The sequence below is a fragment of the Streptomyces sp. NPDC060205 genome (genome assembly GCF_042728395.1).
Taxonomy (GTDB): domain Bacteria; phylum Actinomycetota; class Actinomycetes; order Streptomycetales; family Streptomycetaceae; genus Streptomyces.
In genome coordinates this window covers 1-16372 of sequence record NZ_JBHWZP010000214.1, presented here as the reverse complement: position 1 = coordinate 16372, position 16372 = coordinate 1, and the positions used below count along the sequence as shown (strand labels likewise).

General features: G+C 71.3%; 16 protein-coding genes. 12 read left to right on the top strand and 4 right to left on the bottom strand.

Features of this window, described 5'->3' with window-relative positions:
• Positions 1-50: 50 nt before the first annotated feature.
• Together ACFWGJ_RS30090 and ACFWGJ_RS30085 are read right to left on the bottom strand one after the other, a co-directional pair.
• Positions 51-377 carry a plasmid stabilization protein gene (locus tag ACFWGJ_RS30090; protein ID WP_387330934.1) on the bottom strand — a complete coding sequence of 109 codons (327 nt, stop codon included), beginning with the start codon at positions 375-377 and terminating at the stop codon, positions 51-53.
• A gap of 165 nt (positions 378-542) precedes the next feature.
• A complete protein-coding gene (locus ACFWGJ_RS30085; protein WP_387330931.1) occupies positions 543-1463 on the bottom strand; it encodes an SDR family NAD(P)-dependent oxidoreductase in 921 nt (306 codons plus the stop codon).
• A 283-nt stretch (positions 1464-1746) separates the two neighbouring features.
• Between ACFWGJ_RS30085 and ACFWGJ_RS30080 the strand changes: the two genes are divergently transcribed.
• The 8 genes from ACFWGJ_RS30080 to ACFWGJ_RS30045 all read left to right on the top strand — a co-directional run bounded on the left by ACFWGJ_RS30080 (position 1747) and on the right by ACFWGJ_RS30045 (position 10192).
• Positions 1747-3225 (top strand): aminotransferase class I/II-fold pyridoxal phosphate-dependent enzyme, encoded by a 1479-nt coding sequence (locus ACFWGJ_RS30080; protein WP_387330928.1) that lies wholly within the window; start codon positions 1747-1749, stop codon positions 3223-3225.
• Positions 3226-3722: 497 nt separating this feature from the next.
• Positions 3723-4397 carry an ANTAR domain-containing protein gene (locus ACFWGJ_RS30075; RefSeq protein ID WP_387330925.1) on the top strand — a complete coding sequence of 225 codons (675 nt, stop codon included), beginning with the start codon at positions 3723-3725 and terminating at the stop codon, positions 4395-4397.
• A 61-nt stretch (positions 4398-4458) separates the two neighbouring features.
• On the top strand, positions 4459-5226 hold the full coding sequence (locus ACFWGJ_RS30070) for an ANTAR domain-containing protein (protein ID WP_387330923.1): 768 nt from the start codon (positions 4459-4461) through the stop codon (positions 5224-5226).
• 384 nt (positions 5227-5610) lie between these two features.
• A complete protein-coding gene (locus ACFWGJ_RS30065; protein ID WP_387330937.1) occupies positions 5611-7059 on the top strand; it encodes a cryptochrome/photolyase family protein in 1449 nt (482 codons plus the stop codon).
• 93 nt (positions 7060-7152) lie between these two features.
• Positions 7153-8346: a spore photoproduct lyase family protein gene (locus ACFWGJ_RS30060; protein ID WP_387330920.1), complete on the top strand. Its 1194-nt coding sequence runs from the start codon at positions 7153-7155 to the stop codon at positions 8344-8346.
• 111 nt (positions 8347-8457) lie between these two features.
• A complete protein-coding gene (locus ACFWGJ_RS30055; RefSeq protein ID WP_387330917.1) occupies positions 8458-9471 on the top strand; it encodes a DNA topoisomerase IB in 1014 nt (337 codons plus the stop codon).
• 140 nt (positions 9472-9611) lie between these two features.
• The gene (locus ACFWGJ_RS30050; protein ID WP_387330914.1) at positions 9612-9845 is read left to right on the top strand and encodes a DUF2945 domain-containing protein; all 234 of its coding nucleotides are present in this window, start codon (positions 9612-9614) and stop codon (positions 9843-9845) included.
• Positions 9842-10192, top strand: a complete 351-nt coding sequence (locus tag ACFWGJ_RS30045; protein WP_387330911.1) for a DUF3140 domain-containing protein — start codon at positions 9842-9844, stop codon at positions 10190-10192. Before ACFWGJ_RS30050 ends, ACFWGJ_RS30045 begins: the two co-directional genes overlap by 4 nt.
• A 97-nt stretch (positions 10193-10289) precedes the next feature.
• On the opposite strand, the gene katG is transcribed toward ACFWGJ_RS30045, so the two are convergent.
• Positions 10290-12521, bottom strand: a complete 2232-nt coding sequence (katG, locus tag ACFWGJ_RS30040; protein WP_387330908.1) for a catalase/peroxidase HPI — start codon at positions 12519-12521, stop codon at positions 10290-10292.
• A 57-nt stretch (positions 12522-12578) separates the two neighbouring features.
• A complete protein-coding gene (locus ACFWGJ_RS30035; protein WP_387330905.1) occupies positions 12579-13043 on the bottom strand; it encodes a Fur family transcriptional regulator in 465 nt (154 codons plus the stop codon).
• 448 nt (positions 13044-13491) lie between these two features.
• Between ACFWGJ_RS30035 and ACFWGJ_RS30030 the strand changes: the two genes are divergently transcribed.
• The 4 genes from ACFWGJ_RS30030 (at position 13492) to ACFWGJ_RS30015 (ending at position 16269) form a co-directional block, all read left to right on the top strand.
• Positions 13492-13881, top strand: coding sequence for a cell division protein SepF (locus ACFWGJ_RS30030; protein WP_328493403.1), 390 nt, complete (start codon positions 13492-13494; stop codon positions 13879-13881).
• Between the two features lie 107 nt (positions 13882-13988).
• A complete protein-coding gene (locus ACFWGJ_RS30025; RefSeq protein WP_387330901.1) occupies positions 13989-15215 on the top strand; it encodes an ATP-binding protein in 1227 nt (408 codons plus the stop codon).
• The gene (locus ACFWGJ_RS30020) at positions 15212-15538 is read left to right on the top strand and encodes a nucleotide pyrophosphohydrolase (protein ID WP_387330898.1); all 327 of its coding nucleotides are present in this window, start codon (positions 15212-15214) and stop codon (positions 15536-15538) included. The genes ACFWGJ_RS30025 and ACFWGJ_RS30020 overlap by 4 nt, the downstream gene beginning before the upstream one ends.
• Positions 15539-15804: 266 nt before the next feature.
• Complete coding sequence (locus ACFWGJ_RS30015) at positions 15805-16269, top strand: DUF6099 family protein (RefSeq protein WP_387330896.1); 465 nt, start codon at positions 15805-15807, stop codon at positions 16267-16269.
• The last annotated feature ends 103 nt before the right edge of the window (positions 16270-16372 follow it).

Below are 16372 nucleotides of genomic sequence, written 5' to 3'. Positions count from 1 at the left end.
GCCGCCCGGGCGGCGGACGCGCCTGCGTGTTTCCTCGTGAAGGGTTCCGCTCAGCGGCCGAGGGCCTTCGCCAGTTGCTGCTTGTTCATCGACGAACGGCCGTCGATGCCGCGCTTCTTCGCCTCCGCGTAGAGCTGGTCCCTCGTCGGCCCCTGGGCGCCGCTGTGGGAGCGCTCGCCACCGCGCTGGGAGGCCGACTTCCTGTCCTGGGTGGATGTCTTGCTGGCCGTCTTCGACTCGCCGGAGCGCGCCCGCTCCTTGTTGACGGTGCGTGCCGCGATCTCCTTCGCACGCCCCGTGGAGGTGCCGCGCTTCTCGGCGCTCTCCTTGATGTGCTCGTACTGGCGCTCACGTTTGGCGCTGGAACCTCGCGGCATGACGAACTCCTCCCGTGCTGGGGGCGGGCGGCTCAACCGGGCCCGCGCTGTGATGGGTCTCCGCGTACCCCTGGGGCGGCTTCTGTCACCCGGAGCACGCGTTTCCCATCTGATGTGTCACCCCGACGGGTGTGCGAGCGGGCCGCCACCGAACGGATGACGACCTCAGCGTTCTCCGTGACCGCCCCCGCCCGAGGACGCGTCCCCGCCCTTGGAATCCGGCACCGACCCCGCCCCCGACTCCGGCACCGACCCCGCCCCCGACTCCGGGGCCGACCCCGACCCCGACCCTGACCCCGCCCCCGACCTCGGCTCCGCCATCCTGCGATGCGCCGCCGCCTTCGCGCTGTCCGGGAGGATCCGGTTCACGAGACCCTGCGCCTTGGTCCTGACCGAACCCGCGACGACCTTCTTCCTGCCGCCCATGAGCGCCTCGAAGCCGTCCTTCGCGACCTTGGCCGGATCGTCCTTCTCCTGCTCGCCGACCTTGGTGTCCGCCATGCCCGCGCGCCGGAAGAACTCCGTCCCGGTGGGGCCCGGCATGAGCGCGGTGATCGTCAGGCCGGAGTCCTTCAGCTCGTTCTGCAGGGCTTCGGCGAAGGACTGGACGAACGACTTGGACGCGTTGTACACGGCCTGGAACGAACCGGGCATGGTCGCCGCGATGGACGAGGTGAACAGCACCTTTCCCTCACCCCTGGCGGCCATGTCCGGCAGGAGCCGCTTCGCGAGCCGGACCGTCGAGGTGATGTTGAGGTCGATGAGCCGGACCTCGTCCTCCTCGGCGGTCTCGACGAACGCGCCGCCCTTCCCCACACCGGCGTTGAGCGCCGCGGCGGCCAGCGGCCGTCCCTGGGCCGTGACGGCGGCGTACAGCCGGTCCACGCCGCCCGGTTCCGCGAGGTCGATCCGTACGGCCTCGGCCTTCGCCCCGTGGGCGCGGATCTCCTCCGCCGCCTGTTGCAGCGCACCGTCCTCCGCGGTCAGCAGCAGGTCGTACCCGTTCTCGGCGAACTGCTTGGCGAGCTCGAACCCGATGCCGCTCGACGCACCGGTGACCAGGGCCAGGGGCTTTATGTCGTTCATGCCCCTCGGGTACCCATACGTTCCCGGGCAAACGGCGCCTCACCGCAGGGCCGGAGGCGGGCCAGGGCGCGCCGGGTGGCGCCGGACGGCTCCGGATGGCGCAGCGCAGGTGTCGGCGGGCCCGCCGCGGGGCACTCGTCGGCAGCAGTCGATCGCCCTGACCGGCCCGCCCCCGGGCGTCAGCCCGGCCGTCAGTACGGCCTCGTCCTGAAAGCCACGCCCCGGTTGAAAGCCACACCCCGGCGCGAGACGGTCTCGCCCTTCCGCAGCGGAAAGCCCCCTCATGGATCACTCGACAGCTCCCGTACTCGACGCGCTGGTGGCGTACCAGGCGCAGGACCACCTGCCGTTCACGCCGCCCGGCCACAAGCAGGGCCGCGGAGCCGACCCGCGGGTACGGGCCGTGCTGGGCGACGCCCTGTTCGACGCGGACATGCTCGCGGTGTCCGGGCTCGACGACCGCACCACGTCCCAGGGGATCCTGAAGAAGGCCGAAGCGCTGATGGCCGACGCGGTGGGCGCCGATCACACGTTCTTCTCCACCTGCGGCAGCTCCCTGTCGGTCAAGGCCGCCATGCTCTCGGTCGCCGGGCCGCACGAGAAGCTGGTGGTCGGACGTGACGCGCACAAGTCGGTCATCTCCGGGCTGATCCTCGCGGGGATCCGCCCGGTGTGGGTCGATCCCCAGTGGGACCCCGATCTCCACCTCGCCCACCCGCCGTCCCCCGAGGCCTTCCGGGCGGCGTTCGAGGAGCACCCGGACGCGCGCGGGGCCCTGGTCACCAGCCCTACCCCTTACGGCACCTGCGCCGACATCGCGGCCATCGCCGCGCTCTGCCACGAACGCGGCAAGCCGCTGATCGTGGACGAGGCGTGGGGCGCCCACCTGCCCTTCCATCCGGAGCTGCCCACCTGGGCGATGGACGCCGGCGCCGACGTCTGCGTCACGTCGGTCCACAAAATGGGCTCCGGGCTCGAACAGGGGTCGGTCTTCCACCTCCAGGGCGACCTCGTCGAGGTGCAGACCCTCGCCTCGTGCGCCGACCTGCTCGACACCACCAGTCCCTCGGTCCTCATCTACGCCGCCCTCGACGGCTGGCGCCGGCAGATGGTGGAGCACGGCCATGAGCTGATGGAGGGGGCTCTTGAGCGGGCCCGGCGGGTACGGGCCGCCATCGAGGACATCCAGGGCCTGCACGTCAACGACCGTGACGACTTCTATGCCCCCGGGCGCGCTTTCGACATGGACATCCTCCAGGTGTTCATCGATCTGAGCGGGGTCGAGTTCAGCGGTTACGACGCCGCCGACTGGATGCGCCGGCACCACCGCATCAACCTGCACACCTCCGACCACCGGCGCATCAGCGCCCAGCTCACCCACGCCGACGACGAGACGACGACGGAGCGGCTCCTCGACGGTCTGCGCGACCTGGTCGCCCATGCCGACGAGCTGCCGCCCGCCCCGGACGTCCGCGTCCCGGACCCGGGGAGTCTGCGGCTGCGCCAGGTGACGCTGCCGCGTGACGCCTTCTTCGGCGAGGTCGAGCAGGTTCCGGCGGACAGCGCGGTCGGGCGGATCTGTGCCGAGATGCTCACGCCCTATCCGCCCGGGGTTCCCGCGGCGCTCCCCGGCGAGTTGCTCGACCGGGCCGTCGTGGACTACCTGCGCAGTGGCGCCGACGCGGGGATGCTCATCCCCGACGCCGCCGACGGCAGCGCCGACACCATCCGGGTGTCCGTGCACGACGTCGACGCGGACTGACGGACGGGTCCGTCTGCGTCACGAGGCCGTCGACCGGGAACGGCAGGTCCCTCGCTGATACGAGGTCGGCGGCCAGGCCGGCTTCGGCGGCGCTCTCCGCCTCGGCCTCGAACGTGGCCCGCCGTCGTGGGTCCACGGTGAAGGTCAGGGGTGGGGTACGAGCGCCCGAAGCCCCGGTCGACGCCGAGCTCAGTCCCACCCCGACCACGACGACGTCCGCCGTCACGTCGGCCTCCTGCGCCGGCCACCGGGTGCCCGGCGCCGTCCCCCTGACGTGCGGCAGCCCCGGACCGGCGCCGGCGGCAGAGGATGCCGCACACCTGCGGAGATCCTGGGAGCGTCGGCACCCGGGGCCCGGCGGGGGCGAACCTGCCCGGTCGGGGCGGATCGTGCAGGCGGTTGAGTCAAGCGCTGTCACGCACGGTGTGTAGGTCGCTACGCTGGTTCCGGTGCGGCCGACTCCGCACAGGACGCGTCAGGAAGGCGGTGCGCGGCGAATGGGTGCCACTGTCAGGGGACTGCTGGACAGTCTGTCTCCAGCGGCGGACGAGGAAGAGCGCCGTGAGTGGGCCGGCGCCTGCGCACACGCTCTCGGCCTCGGTGGGATCGCGGTCTCTCTGGGACGGGAGCTGGTGTGGTTCAGCGACAGCACCAGCGCACGGGTGGAGGATCTGCAGTTCGTCCTGGGGCAGGGCCCCGGTCTGCTGATCGAGGACGAGACAGAGGTACGGCAGGTGCCCGACGTCGGCCGGCTGCTGGCACGGCAGTGGCCGCAGTTCGCCGCTGAGGCGGAGGAGCTCGGCATCGCGGCGCTCTTCGTCTGGCCCGTGCACATCGGCGCCGTGCGCACCGGGACGATGACCGGCTACCGGCGGACGCCGGGCCCGCTCACCCGGCAGCAGCTCACCGAGGGCTGGCTGGTCGCCGACGCCCTCGCCGAGCAGGTGCTCCAGAACTGGCCGGCCACCTCCGCCGCACGCAACGGCCGCGGTCACACGGGCATGGTGGATCTGCACCGCGCCGAGGTGCACCAGGCCACCGGCGTCCTCAGCGCGCGCCTCGGCGTATCGCTGGCCGAGGCCCTTGACCGGCTGCGAAGCCAGGCCTACACGTCCGGACGGACCCTGACGGAGACCGCCCGGGACATCATCAAGCGGGAACTGCCGCGATGACACCACCAGAACTGGTCGACCACACCGGGACCATCCCGTGTGGGGGACAAGGAGCTTGCGCATGAGCAGGGAGCAGCACATCGCCCGCACTTTTGTGGAACTCGCCGACACACTGGTGGAGGACTTCGACGTCATCGGGTTCCTGCAGCAGATGACCATCCGCTGCCAGGAACTCCTCGACGTCACGGACGCGGCGGTCTTCCTGTCGCACGCGGGCCCCCAGCTGTACAGCCCCGCCCCGTGCGACCCCAGCCCCGCCCTGGAGCGCGTACTGGAATTCGCCTGTGGTGAGGGCCCGGCGGTGGACGCCCACCGCACCGCCCGCGCGGTCGACGCGTACGGCCGGGGCGACGCGGACGGTTCCGGCGAAGTGCGCTCCCGCTGGCCGGAGTTCACCGCTCAGCTGCGGCAGGCCGGCTACTCCCTCGCCGTCGCCCTGCCGATGCGGCTGCGCCAGGAGACCATCGGCAGCCTGCTGCTCCTGCGCTCCGCCGACCGGCCCCTGGACGCCGACGACCTGGCTCTCGCCCAGACCCTCGCGGACGCCGCCACCATCGGTCTGCTGCACGCACGCACCATCCGGCAGCAGGACACCGTGAACGAACAACTGCACACGGCCCTGCAGAGCCGCATCATCATCGAACAGGCGAAAGGATTGCTCGCCGCCCGCCGCAGCATCAGCCTGAACGAGGCCTTCGAGATCATGCGCCGCCACGCCCGGCGGCACCGGCTCCTGCTCAGCAGCGTCGCCCGGGACGTCATCGACACCGGCTCCATGCTGCGCAGCTCCGCGGTACTGCCCCAGCCGAGCGCGACGGACACCGAGTGACGACCGGTCCGAGCGACGGCCGCGACGGCCGCGACGAGCGGGCGGGGCCGGGCGGCGCCGCGTAACACCGTCCGGGCGAGGGTCGGGCGGGGCGCGGGGCGCTTCGTGAGAAGCGGGATCACCCCGGCGTGTGCCGCGTACCGCCCACGCCGTCGTGCGCTTTGATCTGCGGAGGAAAGCGTCGCGCCGCGCAGGGCGCCGACGAGGCGACGACTCGTCGACGGAGCACACGGCATGACGAAGAACGCGGGCGGGCACGGTTCCGGGACCGGCACCGGAACAGGGACTGGCAACGGGAAAGAGACCGGGAAAGGGACCGGGACCGAGGACGACGAACCCGGCACCCACCACTGGCTCTTCGGTGACCAGCTCGGCCCCCACTTCATGGATCCCGCGCGCGGCGGCCCACGCCGTGACGCGCCCCTGCTGATGATCGAGGCCCGCAGCGTCCTGCGCCGACGGCGGTTCCACCGTGCCAAGGCCCATCTGATCCTGTCGGCCATGCGCCACCGCGCCGCCGAACTCGGTGACCGCGTGCGGTACGTCAAGGCGGACACCTACCGCCAGGGGCTGCGCGAGGCGGTGGGGGACGCCCGGGTGACCGTCCACCACCCCACCTCCCACGCGGCCCTCGCCTTCGTACGCTCCCTGCCGTCCGTACGTGTCCTGCCGGCCCGCGGTTTCCTCGTCACGCACGACGAGTTCGGGCGCTGGGCGGACGGCCGCGGTACGAAGCACCTGCGCCAGGAGGACTTCTACCGCTGGGTCCGCCAGACGCACGACCTGCTGATGGAGGGCGACCAGCCGGCCGGCGGGCGCTGGAACCTGGACCACGACAACCGGCAGCCCCCGCCGCGCGGCGCCACCGACCTCGGCGTCCCGGCCCCGTACCACCCCCGCGAGAGCGAGATCGACGACGAGGTGCGGGCCGATCTCGACCGCTGGGCGCGCGACGGGGACGTCGAGTTCGTCGGCGAGGACGGGCCGCGCGGGTTCCCCGCCACCCGCCGGGAGGCACTGGCCGCCCTCCACCGCTTCGTCGAGCACCGGCTGCCGACCTTCGGCGCGTACGAGGACGCGGTGCTCACCGGCGACGCGACGATGAGCCACAGCCTGCTCTCCTCCTCGCTCAACCTCGGCCTGCTCGACCCCGCCGAATGCGCCGAGCGGGCGGAGGCGGCCTGGCGGGCGGGAGACGTGCCGCTCAACAGCGCCGAGGGGTTCGTCCGGCAGATCACGGGCTGGCGCGAGTACGTCTGGCACGTCTACTGGCGCTTCGGTACGCGCTACCGCGAGAGCAACGCCCTGGGCCATCGCGAGCCGCTGCCCGACTGGTTCACGGACCTGTCCCCGGAGGCGACCGACGCGAACTGCCTCTCCCACGTCCTCGCGCAGGTCAGGGACACCGGCTGGACGCACCACATCCCCCGGCTGATGGTCCTCGGCAGTCTCGCCCTGCAACGGGGGTGGGAGCCCGGGGCCGTCACCGACTGGTTCCACCGCAGCTTCGTCGACGGCTATGACTGGGTGATGGTCCCGAACGTGGTCGGCATGTCCCAGTACGCGGACGGCGGCCGTATGACCACCAAGCCGTACACGTCCGGGGGCGCGTACATCAACCGCATGAGCGACTTCTGCGGCCCCTGCCGCTACAAGCCGACCGTGCGGGTGGGCGAGGACGCGTGCCCCTTCACCGCCGGGTACTGGAACCTCCTGCACCGCCACCGCACCCGGTTCGAGCACAACCCGCGGATGACGCAGGCTGTACGGGGGCTCGACCGCCTCACCGATCTCGAAGAGCTGCTGGAGCAGGAGCGCGACCGCAGGGACTGAGGACCGGGCCCCGGCCCCGGCCCCGGCCCCGGCCCCGGCCCCGGCCCCTGTCCCGTCCCCTGTCCCGGTTTCTGCCCCGGAGAGGAACAGCACGTGGAGCCCGAACAACCACCGCTCTTCGAGTGGTCGGACACCGCACCGGAACCCGAGCGGCCCACGCGTACCGGCGGGGCCGAGAGCCCGGGCGGGACCGCGGGCGGGCTGTACGCGTTCCGGGACAGCCCCCAGGCCCGCCGGATGCTCGACGTCCGGGAGGTGTACGCCGAGCCGGCGGCCCTCGACTCCCCGCGCGGCCAGCAGATCATGGCCCGGCTGCCGGGCGTACGGGTGACCGAGGTCGACGGCCACTGGCGCATCCCCTCCCTGCACGGCAACGACGGCAACATCGCCCGCTGGGTCCGCATCAAGACCGACACGCTCGTCCTCGGCGTCAAGCACGGCCTCAGCACGCGCCCCAACGGCAGGTCGGCCGACTGGATCGCCCCCGGCCCCTCCAACGGCTGCGCGATGGCCTGCGCGTACTGCTACGTCCCCCGCCGCAAGGGATTCGCCAACCCCATCACGCTGTTCACGAACATCGAGGCGATCGTGGCCCACGTGCAGCGGCACGTCCGGGCCCAAGGCCCCAAACCGGAGCCCAACCAGTGCGACCCCAAGGCCTGGGTCTACGACATCGGGGAGAACGGTGACTGCTCCGTCGACGCCCTGGTCTGCGACAACACCGCGGACCTCGTCGCCGCGTTCCGCCGCCTGCCGACGGCCAAGGCATCCTTCGCGACCAAGTTCGTCAACCCCGACCTGCTCGCGCTCGACCCGCAGGGCCGCACCCGGGTGCGCTTCTCGGTCATGCCGACCGACGACGCCCGGCTCCTCGACATCCGTACGAGCCCGGTCCCCGAGCGGATCGCGGCGGCGGCCGACTTCCTCGACGCCGGGTACGAGGTCCACTTCAACCTCTCGCCCGTGGTGCTGCGCCCGGGGTGGGAGCGGGACTGGGCCGACCTGCTCCGCCACCTCGACGACGTCCTGCCCGCCCGGGTGAAGGAGCAGGCGGCGGCCGAGGTCATCATGCTGACCCACAACCAGGCGCTCCACGAGGTCAACCTCGGCTGGCACCCCCGCGCCGAGGACCTGCTGTGGCAGCCGGAGATCCAGGAGACCAAGCGATCCCAGAACGGGGCGCTCAATGTCCGCTACGCCCTGGAGACCAAGCAGCGGGCCCTCGCGCGACTGCGGGAACTGCTGACGGCACACACGCCGTGGCTGCGGATCCGGTACGCCTTCTGAGACGGGTACGCCCTCCGAGTCGGGCGCGCCTTTTGAGACGGGTGGGAAGGGGAACCTCGTTCCGTGCGGGTCGCGGTCCCGCAGGGCGCGGGTGCACGGAGGAGCAGCGCGATGCGGTTCCGGACGAGTGATCTCACGGGCCCCGGCTACGGCCGGCGCCGCCACGGCAGTGGCTTCCGCTACCTCGACACCACGGGCAGGGCCCTGCCCGGCGGCCCGGAGACGCGGCGCGTGCGCGACCTCGTCATCCCGCCTGCCTGGCAGGACGTATGGATCTCCCCGTACCCGAACGGCCACATCCAGGCGGTCGGCACGGACGAGGCCGGCCGCCGCCAGTACCTCTACCACCCCCTCTTCCGTGCGAGACAGGAAGCCGCCAAGCACACCCGCATCCTGGAGGTGGGCGCCGCCCTGCCCGAGGTGAGACGGCAGGTCGGCAAGAGTCTCGAAGGCTCGGGCCTGAGCCGGGAAAGAGTGCTCTCGCTCGGTGTCCGTCTGCTCGACCTCGGCTTCTTCCGTGTCGGCGACGACCGGTACGCGAAGACGAACGAGTCGTACGGCCTGACGACCGTCCGGCGCCACCAGGTCACCTGCAGCAAGGGCGCGGTCGGCTTCGACTACGCGGCCAAGAGCGGGCGCCGTTACTGCCGCGAGATCGTCGACGAACAGGTCTACAGCGGCGTACGGGCCCTGCTGCGCCGCCGCGACGACGACGAGCACCTCTTCGCGTACTACGAGTCGCGCCGCTGGCACACCATCGACGCGACCGACCTGAACGGGCATCTGCGGGACCTCGCGGGTCTGGACATCAGCAGCAAGGACTTCCGTACCTGGCACGCCACGGTGCTCGCCGCCGTCGCGCTCGGGGTGTCGGCCGAGGTGGCGGACACCTCGCCGACCGCCCGGAAGCGGGCCGCCGCGCGGGCGGTCCGCGAGGTCGCCGGCTATCTCGGCAACACCCCGTCCGTGTGCCGGGCCTCCTACATCAACCCGCGCCTGTTCGAACTCTTCGACGAGGGGAGGACGATCGCCCCCGCCCTCGCGTCCCTGGGCTCCGCCCCGGTGGCGGGCGCACTCGCCACACAGCCGGTGGAGGAGGCGGTGCTGCGGCTGCTGAGCTCTTAGCCGCGGCTGCTGAGCCGTTGGCCGCGGCTCGTCGGCCGCAACCGGTGGGATGCCGCCCGAAGTGCGCGGGGCCAGGAAGGGCCGGACAGTGGGAAGGGCCGTCCAGCACGGGGAACCGAGGCCGAGGGAGCGTACGGATCGTGGCGAAGGACAAGGACAAGAAGCTCAGCAAGGGTGACAAGGTCTCCTGGAGCAGTCATGGACAGACCGTCCCCGGCAAGGTGAAGAAGAAGATCACGGGCCGCGCCGAGGTGGCGGGCCGTACCGTCGACGCCTCGAAGGACGAGCCGCAGTACGAGGTCGAGAGCGACAAGTCCGGCCGCAACGCCGTCCACAAGCCCGGCTCGCTGCGCAAGAAGAGCAGCGGTTCATGAGTGGCGGAAGCGGAAAGACCGACACGGACCGCGCGGACACCGTCAAGGAGTTCGGCGAGGCCGTCAACATGACGCCCAGTGCCCTCAAGAAGTGGCTGGACACCGACGACTCCAAGAGCGTGGGCCAGTCGGAGGGCGACGGCGAGAGCGTGGGGCACGCGTCCGGACGCCGTATCGTCCGCCTGCTGGAGAAGAAGAAGGCCGACCTGACCGAGGCCGACGTCGCCCACATGCGCAAGGTCGTCGGCTATGTGCACCGCCACCTCAAGCAGCGCCCCAAGGGCGACGTCACGGACACGCGGTGGCGGTACTCGCTGATGAACTGGGGTCACGACCCGAAGTCGTGAGCGGGGCACCGGCGCGGTCGTCCGCCCGGTGGAACGCGAAACCCGGGCCGGTCCAGACGGACCGGCCCGGGCAGCTGCCCCTGGTGAGCTACAGGGCTCAGACCAGGTCGAAGCGGTCCGCGTTCGAGACCTTGACCCAGGCCTCGACGAAGTCCTTCACGAACTTCTCCTTCGCGTCGTCGCTCGCGTAGACCTCGGCGAGCGCACGCAGCTCGGAGTTCGAGCCGAAGACCAGGTCGGCACGGGTGCCGGTCCACTTGACCTCGCCGGTGGACGCGTCGCGGCCCTCGAACGCGGTCTGGTCGGACGAGGTGGAGCTCCACGTCGTACCGAGGTCCAGGAGGTTGACGAAGAAGTCGTTCGTCAGGGTCCCCGGCTTGTCGGTGAAGACGCCGTGCGCGGACTGGCCGTGGTTGGCGCCCAGGACACGCAGACCGCCGACGAGGACGGTCATCTCGGGAGCGCTCAGCTTGAGCAGGTTCGCCTTGTCGAGCAGCAGGAACTCGGCCGGCAGGCGGTTGCCCTTGCCGAGGTAGTTGCGGAACCCGTCCGCGGTCGGCTCCAGCGCGGCGAACGACTCCACGTCCGTCTGCTCCTGCGAGGCGTCGGTGCGGCCCGGGGTGAAGGGCACCTCGATGTCGACGCCGCCGTCCTTCGCGGCCTTCTCGACGCCCGCCGCACCGGCGAGGACGATCAGGTCGGCGAGGGAGATCTGCTTGCCGCCGCTCTGCGCGGAGTTGAAGGACGACTGGACGCCTTCGAGGGTCCGCAGGACCGAGGCGAGCTGGTCGGGGTTGTTGACCTCCCAGCCGCTCTGCGGCTGGAGGCGGATGCGGGCGCCGTTGGCACCGCCGCGCTTGTCGCTGCCACGGAAGGTCGAGGCCGAGGCCCACGCCGTGGACACCAGCTCGGAGACCGTGAGGCCCGAGGCGAGGATCTGGCTCTTCAGCTCGGCGATGTCCGCCGCGTCGACCAGCTCGTGCGTGACCGCCGGGACCGGGTCCTGCCACAGCAGGGTCTCCTCCGGGACCTCCGGGCCGAGGTAGAGGGACTTCGGGCCCAGGTCACGGTGGGTGAGCTTGTACCAGGCACGGGCGAAGGCGTCCGCGAACTGGTCGGGGTTCTCGTAGAAGCGGCGCGAGATCTGCTCGTACGCCGGGTCGAAGCGCAGCGCCAGGTCGGCGGTCAGCATCTTCGGGGCGTGGCTCTTCGACGGGTCGTGCGCGTCCGGGATCGTCCCGGCGCCCGCGCCGTCCTTCGCGACCCACTGGTTCGCACCGGCGGGGCTCTGCGTCAGCTCCCACTCGTACTCGAACAGGTTCTTGAAGAAGCCGTTGCTCCACTGGGTCGGCGTGCTCGTCCAGGTGACCTCAAGGCCACTGGTGATGGTGTCGCCGCCCTTGCCGGTGCCGTACGTGCTCTTCCAGCCGAGGCCCTGCTCCTCGAACGAGGCGGCCTCGGGGTCGTCCCCGACGCTCTCCGAGGGGCCCGCGCCGTGGGTCTTGCCGAAGGTGTGACCGCCCGCGATCAGGGCGACCGTCTCCTCGTCGTTCATCGCCATCCGGCGGAACGTCTCACGGATGTCGCGGGCCGAGGCCAGCGGGTCCGGGTTGCCGTTCGGGCCCTCGGGGTTGACGTAGATGAGGCCCATCTGGACGGCGCCGAGCGGGTTCTCCAGCTCACGGTCGCCCGTGTAGCGCTCGTCGGCGAGCCAGGTGGTCTCGGGACCCCAGTAGACGTCCTCGTCGGGCTCCCACACGTCGGCGCGGCCACCGGCGAAGCCGAAGGTCTCGAAGCCCATCGTCTCCAGGGCGACGTTGCCGGTGAGGATCATGAGGTCGGCCCAGGACAGGCTCTGGCCGTACTTCTTCTTCACGGGCCACAGCAGACGGCGGGCCTTGTCGAGGTTGACGTTGTCCGGCCAGCTGTTCAGCGGCGCGAAACGCTGCTGACCGGCGCCGCCGCCACCGCGGCCGTCGCTGATGCGGTACGTGCCGGCGCTGTGCCAGGCCATACGGATCATGAGCGGGCCGTAGTTGCCGAAGTCCGCGGGCCACCAGTCCTGCGAGGTGGTCAGGATCTCGGCGATGTCACGTTTGACCGCGGGGAGGTCGAGGCCCTGGAACGCCTCGGCGTAGTCGAACTCCTCACCGAGGGGGTTCGACACGGCCGGGTTCTTGGCAAGGATCTTCAGGTTGAGGCGCTCGGGCCACCACTGACGGTTGTCTCCGCCCTGGGTCGGGTGCGGGGCGCGACCGTGCGCGACCGGGCAGCCGCCGGTCTCCTCGGGCTTCGGGTCCGTGACGATCGCGTCATGGTTCTCGGTCATGGGAAATCCTTCCGAACAACGGGGTGGATCACGTGCTCAACGGGGTGGATCACTTGCTCAGGAACTGAGGCTGGTGGGGCTGGGGGACTCGGTGGACTCGGTGGCGCAGGCGGGGCACAGGCCCCAGTAGATGACCTCGGCCTCGTCGACCGAGAAGCCGTGGTCCTGGGACGCGGTGAGGCAGGGGGCGTGCCCGGTGGCGCAGTCGACGTCGGCCACGACGCCGCACGACCGGCACACGAGGTGATGGTGGTTGTCCCCGACACGTCCCTCGAAGAGGGCCGGGCTGCCGGGGGGCTCGATGCGACGGACGAGCTTCACCGTGGTCAGCGCGTGAAGTGCCTCGTACACGGCTTGCAGCGAGATGTGGCCCACACGGGCTCGTACCTCGGTGGCGATGGCCTCCACACCGAGATGATCACCCGCCCGGACGGTTTCGAGCAGCGCGACACGGGCCGCCGTCACCCGCAGGCCGGCGCCGCGCAGCTCTTCGGCGGTCGTCGGTGTGCCGGATGCGGTCATGGACCCAACCTACTGACATAAACACGAACAGTTCAAGTAAACGAACGGTACAGGTTTAGGTGGGTGGGCTTGGGGTGTCGTTCATCTGCCGGTCGGGGTGTCGGTGCAGGTCAGCGGAGGCCTTGTCCTGCAAGGGGTGTGCCCCGTGGGAGGCGGCGGTGATGCGGGTGCGGGTCCGGTGAGGGCCGGTCGCGCAGTTCCCCGCGCCCCTGACGGGCCGCTCCGACTTCTCCTGCGAGGAGGAGCCGGCCGGGTTGGCGCCGCGAGGCCGCTGACGGTCTCCGCGCGGGTTTCGCAGCGTACGGCGGTCGGCTGCGGACCGTGTCGCATTCGGCCGAACGGGTGACCATGCGCAACAATGGGCCGACAGTGACCCGTGCAGGCAATCAGCACGATTCCGGGCACTGATCAGGACAGCATCCAAGGCACGACAAGGCGGGGGGAGCCGGTGAACAGCCACGACGTCACCGATGAACAGTGGGAAGGGCTCGCCCAGGTAGTTCCTCTGCGCGGGCGCGATGCCTGGCCGTCGGCGGTGGGCCATCGGGCGCTGCCGGACGCGGAGACCGAGACGCGGCGCCGCTTCGTGGTGCTGCGCATCAACATCTTCGCGGACGCCCGCGAGGTCGCCGAGACCCTGATGGCCGGAATTCCGGTTCTCCTGGATCTCACCAGCGCCGAGACGGATGTCGCCAAGCGTGTACTCGACTTCAGTACGGGTGTGGTCTTCGGGCTGGCGAGCGGGATGCACCGGGTCGACAAGAACGTCTTCCTGCTGACACCGCCGGGCACCGAGGTGGCGGGGCTGATGCAGGGGGCCGGGATACCCGGCGTGTGACGCCGCGGCGGGGTCTTCCCGGCAACCGCAGCGGCCCGGTACCCCGATCGTAGGAAGGTCCGCGGACGAAACGGTTCCGCCTGCGGGCGGAGTCCTACGGTCCGGATATGACCGTGCCTCCCCGCGTCCCCCGCCAAGGCGAAAAGACTGCGCAGTTCCCCGCGCCCCTGGGCGGGCGGGGGCGCGGGGACGCCGACATCTCCGGTCCCGACCGGCCGTGCGTCACCGAGTTGCGGTTGTCCGCGTTCGGCGCGCACCGCGGGGCCGCGTTCCCGCTGGGGTCTCTCAGCCTGTTGTGCGGGCCCAGCGGGAGTGGCAAGTCCAGTGCCCTGAGGGCGTACGAGGCGCTGGCCCGGCTCGGTGGCGGTGCCGAACTCGGTGAGGTGTTCCCGGCACCGCGCGACTGCGTGCCCGAGCGGGCCCGCCCCGACGCCCAGCGGCGCCGCGGATTCCGTATCGGCTGCACGGCGGACGGCCCCGAGGGCCCCGTGCGACTCGATGTGGCCGTACAGGCCGAGCCGCATCTTCGTATCGTGGGCGAGCGGTTGACCGCCGGCGGACGCACCCTGCTGCAGACGGCCCTGCGGGATCCGGCCCGCCGGGCGGTGCAGGCGGCCTGGCACACCGCGGGCTCGTCCCTCGTGACGAGGGCGCCGCTTCCCGACGACCGGCTCGGCACCGCGCTGCTGCCGCTGCGGGTCGCGGGCCGGACGGACGGCCAGCGCCAAGTCCTCGCAGCAGCCCAGCAGATGGTGGTCGCGCTGCGGTCGGTCTTCGTGTGCGACCCGCTGCCCCGCTCCATGCGCACCGACGTACCGCTCGGCGCGGGACGGCTGCTGCGCGGCTGCGACAACCTCGCCGAAGTGCTGTGGCGTACGCGTGCCGAGTGCGGCCGGCGGCACGGGCTGCTGGTCGACGCGGTGCGGGCGGGATGCGCGGGCCCGGTGTACGACGTACTGGCGGAGCCCGGGGCCGAGGGGGCGGGCGCGGGCGGCACGGTCCGGGCGCTGCTCGACCGGGGTGCCGGACTGCGGACACCGCTCGCCCGCCTGGGGGACGGGGAACTGCGCTACCTCGCGCTGGCCCTGGTGCTGCTCACCGGGCCCGGTGTCCTGGAGGTCGACCTGGCCGGGGAGGTGCCCGCGGCACTGCAGACGCTCACCGTCCTCGTCGACGGCTTCGACCGTGATCTGGACGCCCGGCAACGGGAAGGGCTCCTGCGGCTGGCGGCCCGGATGTGCGAACGAGGACACATCCGGCTGGTGGGCGCCGTGAGCGACGCGTCCTGGGCGGCGGGGCTGGACGGGGTGACGGTGGTAGACCTTGAACCGTGACCGAACTTGATGTGGCGACCCTGCAGCGCCGACTCGTCGCGTTCGCCGCGGCGCGGAACTGGGAGCCCTACCACACGCCCAAGAACCTCGTCGCCGCGCTCAGCGTGGAGGCGTCCGAACTCGTCGAGATCTTCCAGTGGTTGACGCCCGAGGAGTCGGCCCGGGTGATGGACGACCCGAAGAGAGCGCCGCGCGTACGGGACGAAGTCGCGGACGTGCTCGCGTACTTGCTCCAGTTGTGCGACGTCCTCGGGGTGGACGTGCTCGCGGCGCTGGACGCGAAGATCGACCGGAACGAGGGGAGGTTCCCGGTGGCGGAGTGACACACGCCGCCCGCCCGGCGCGCCGCGCCCTGCCGACTGCGACCAACTGTCGCCAACTGCGCCAACTCCCTTGCTGTGCAAGGAAAAACGAACCAACAATTCCGATTGTCACTCTCCGGAGTTGTTGATCTGCCTCAATTCGATTCCGTGTCCGCAGATTTCAGACTTCCTCTGGCTTTTCGTCCCGAGTCAGCTCACTCTGGGTAGTGGCAGGCGGAGTTCGGGCAGGCGTGTGCAGAGCACGTCGGGACAGACGGGGACAGCGGATGGAAGCGGTGCGGCTCATCGGTGCGAGCAGGTGTGCCCTGATGAAGAGCGGCGACGCCTCCGAGACCATGGCCGAGGCCTGGCAGGCCCAGGCCCTCGCCCAGGCGATAGGCAGCCGGCTGGCCGTGTCCGGGCCTCCCGAACTGCGGGGCGAGGCGCTGGGGCTGACGGAGCTGGCCGGTCGGGGATGCGGGGTCCTGGGCGCTCCGGCGCTCGATGTCAGCAGGTTACGGGCGGCGCAGCTGACCGAGCTGGGTGATGCGCGAGGGGCGCTTCTCGAACTCGGGGGGTTGCTGGGGGAGGTGGGGATCGCGCTGGTGGGGATAGCCTGCGCGGCTGCGGACGAGGGGACGTACTGGCAGTGCATGGAGGCGATCGACGCGGCGGACGAGTCGCGGGACCGGGTCCTCGAAATGCTGCGAAGACTCGCGGTGCGGGACCAGGGGGCGGCGGCGGGGCAGTGAGGGATACGTTTCCTCGCCCCCGCCGCCCCTACCCTTCCCGTCACTGACTCGGGGGCCAGCCCCCGAACCCCCGGTCCTCAAACGCCGGACGGGCTGGAAAACC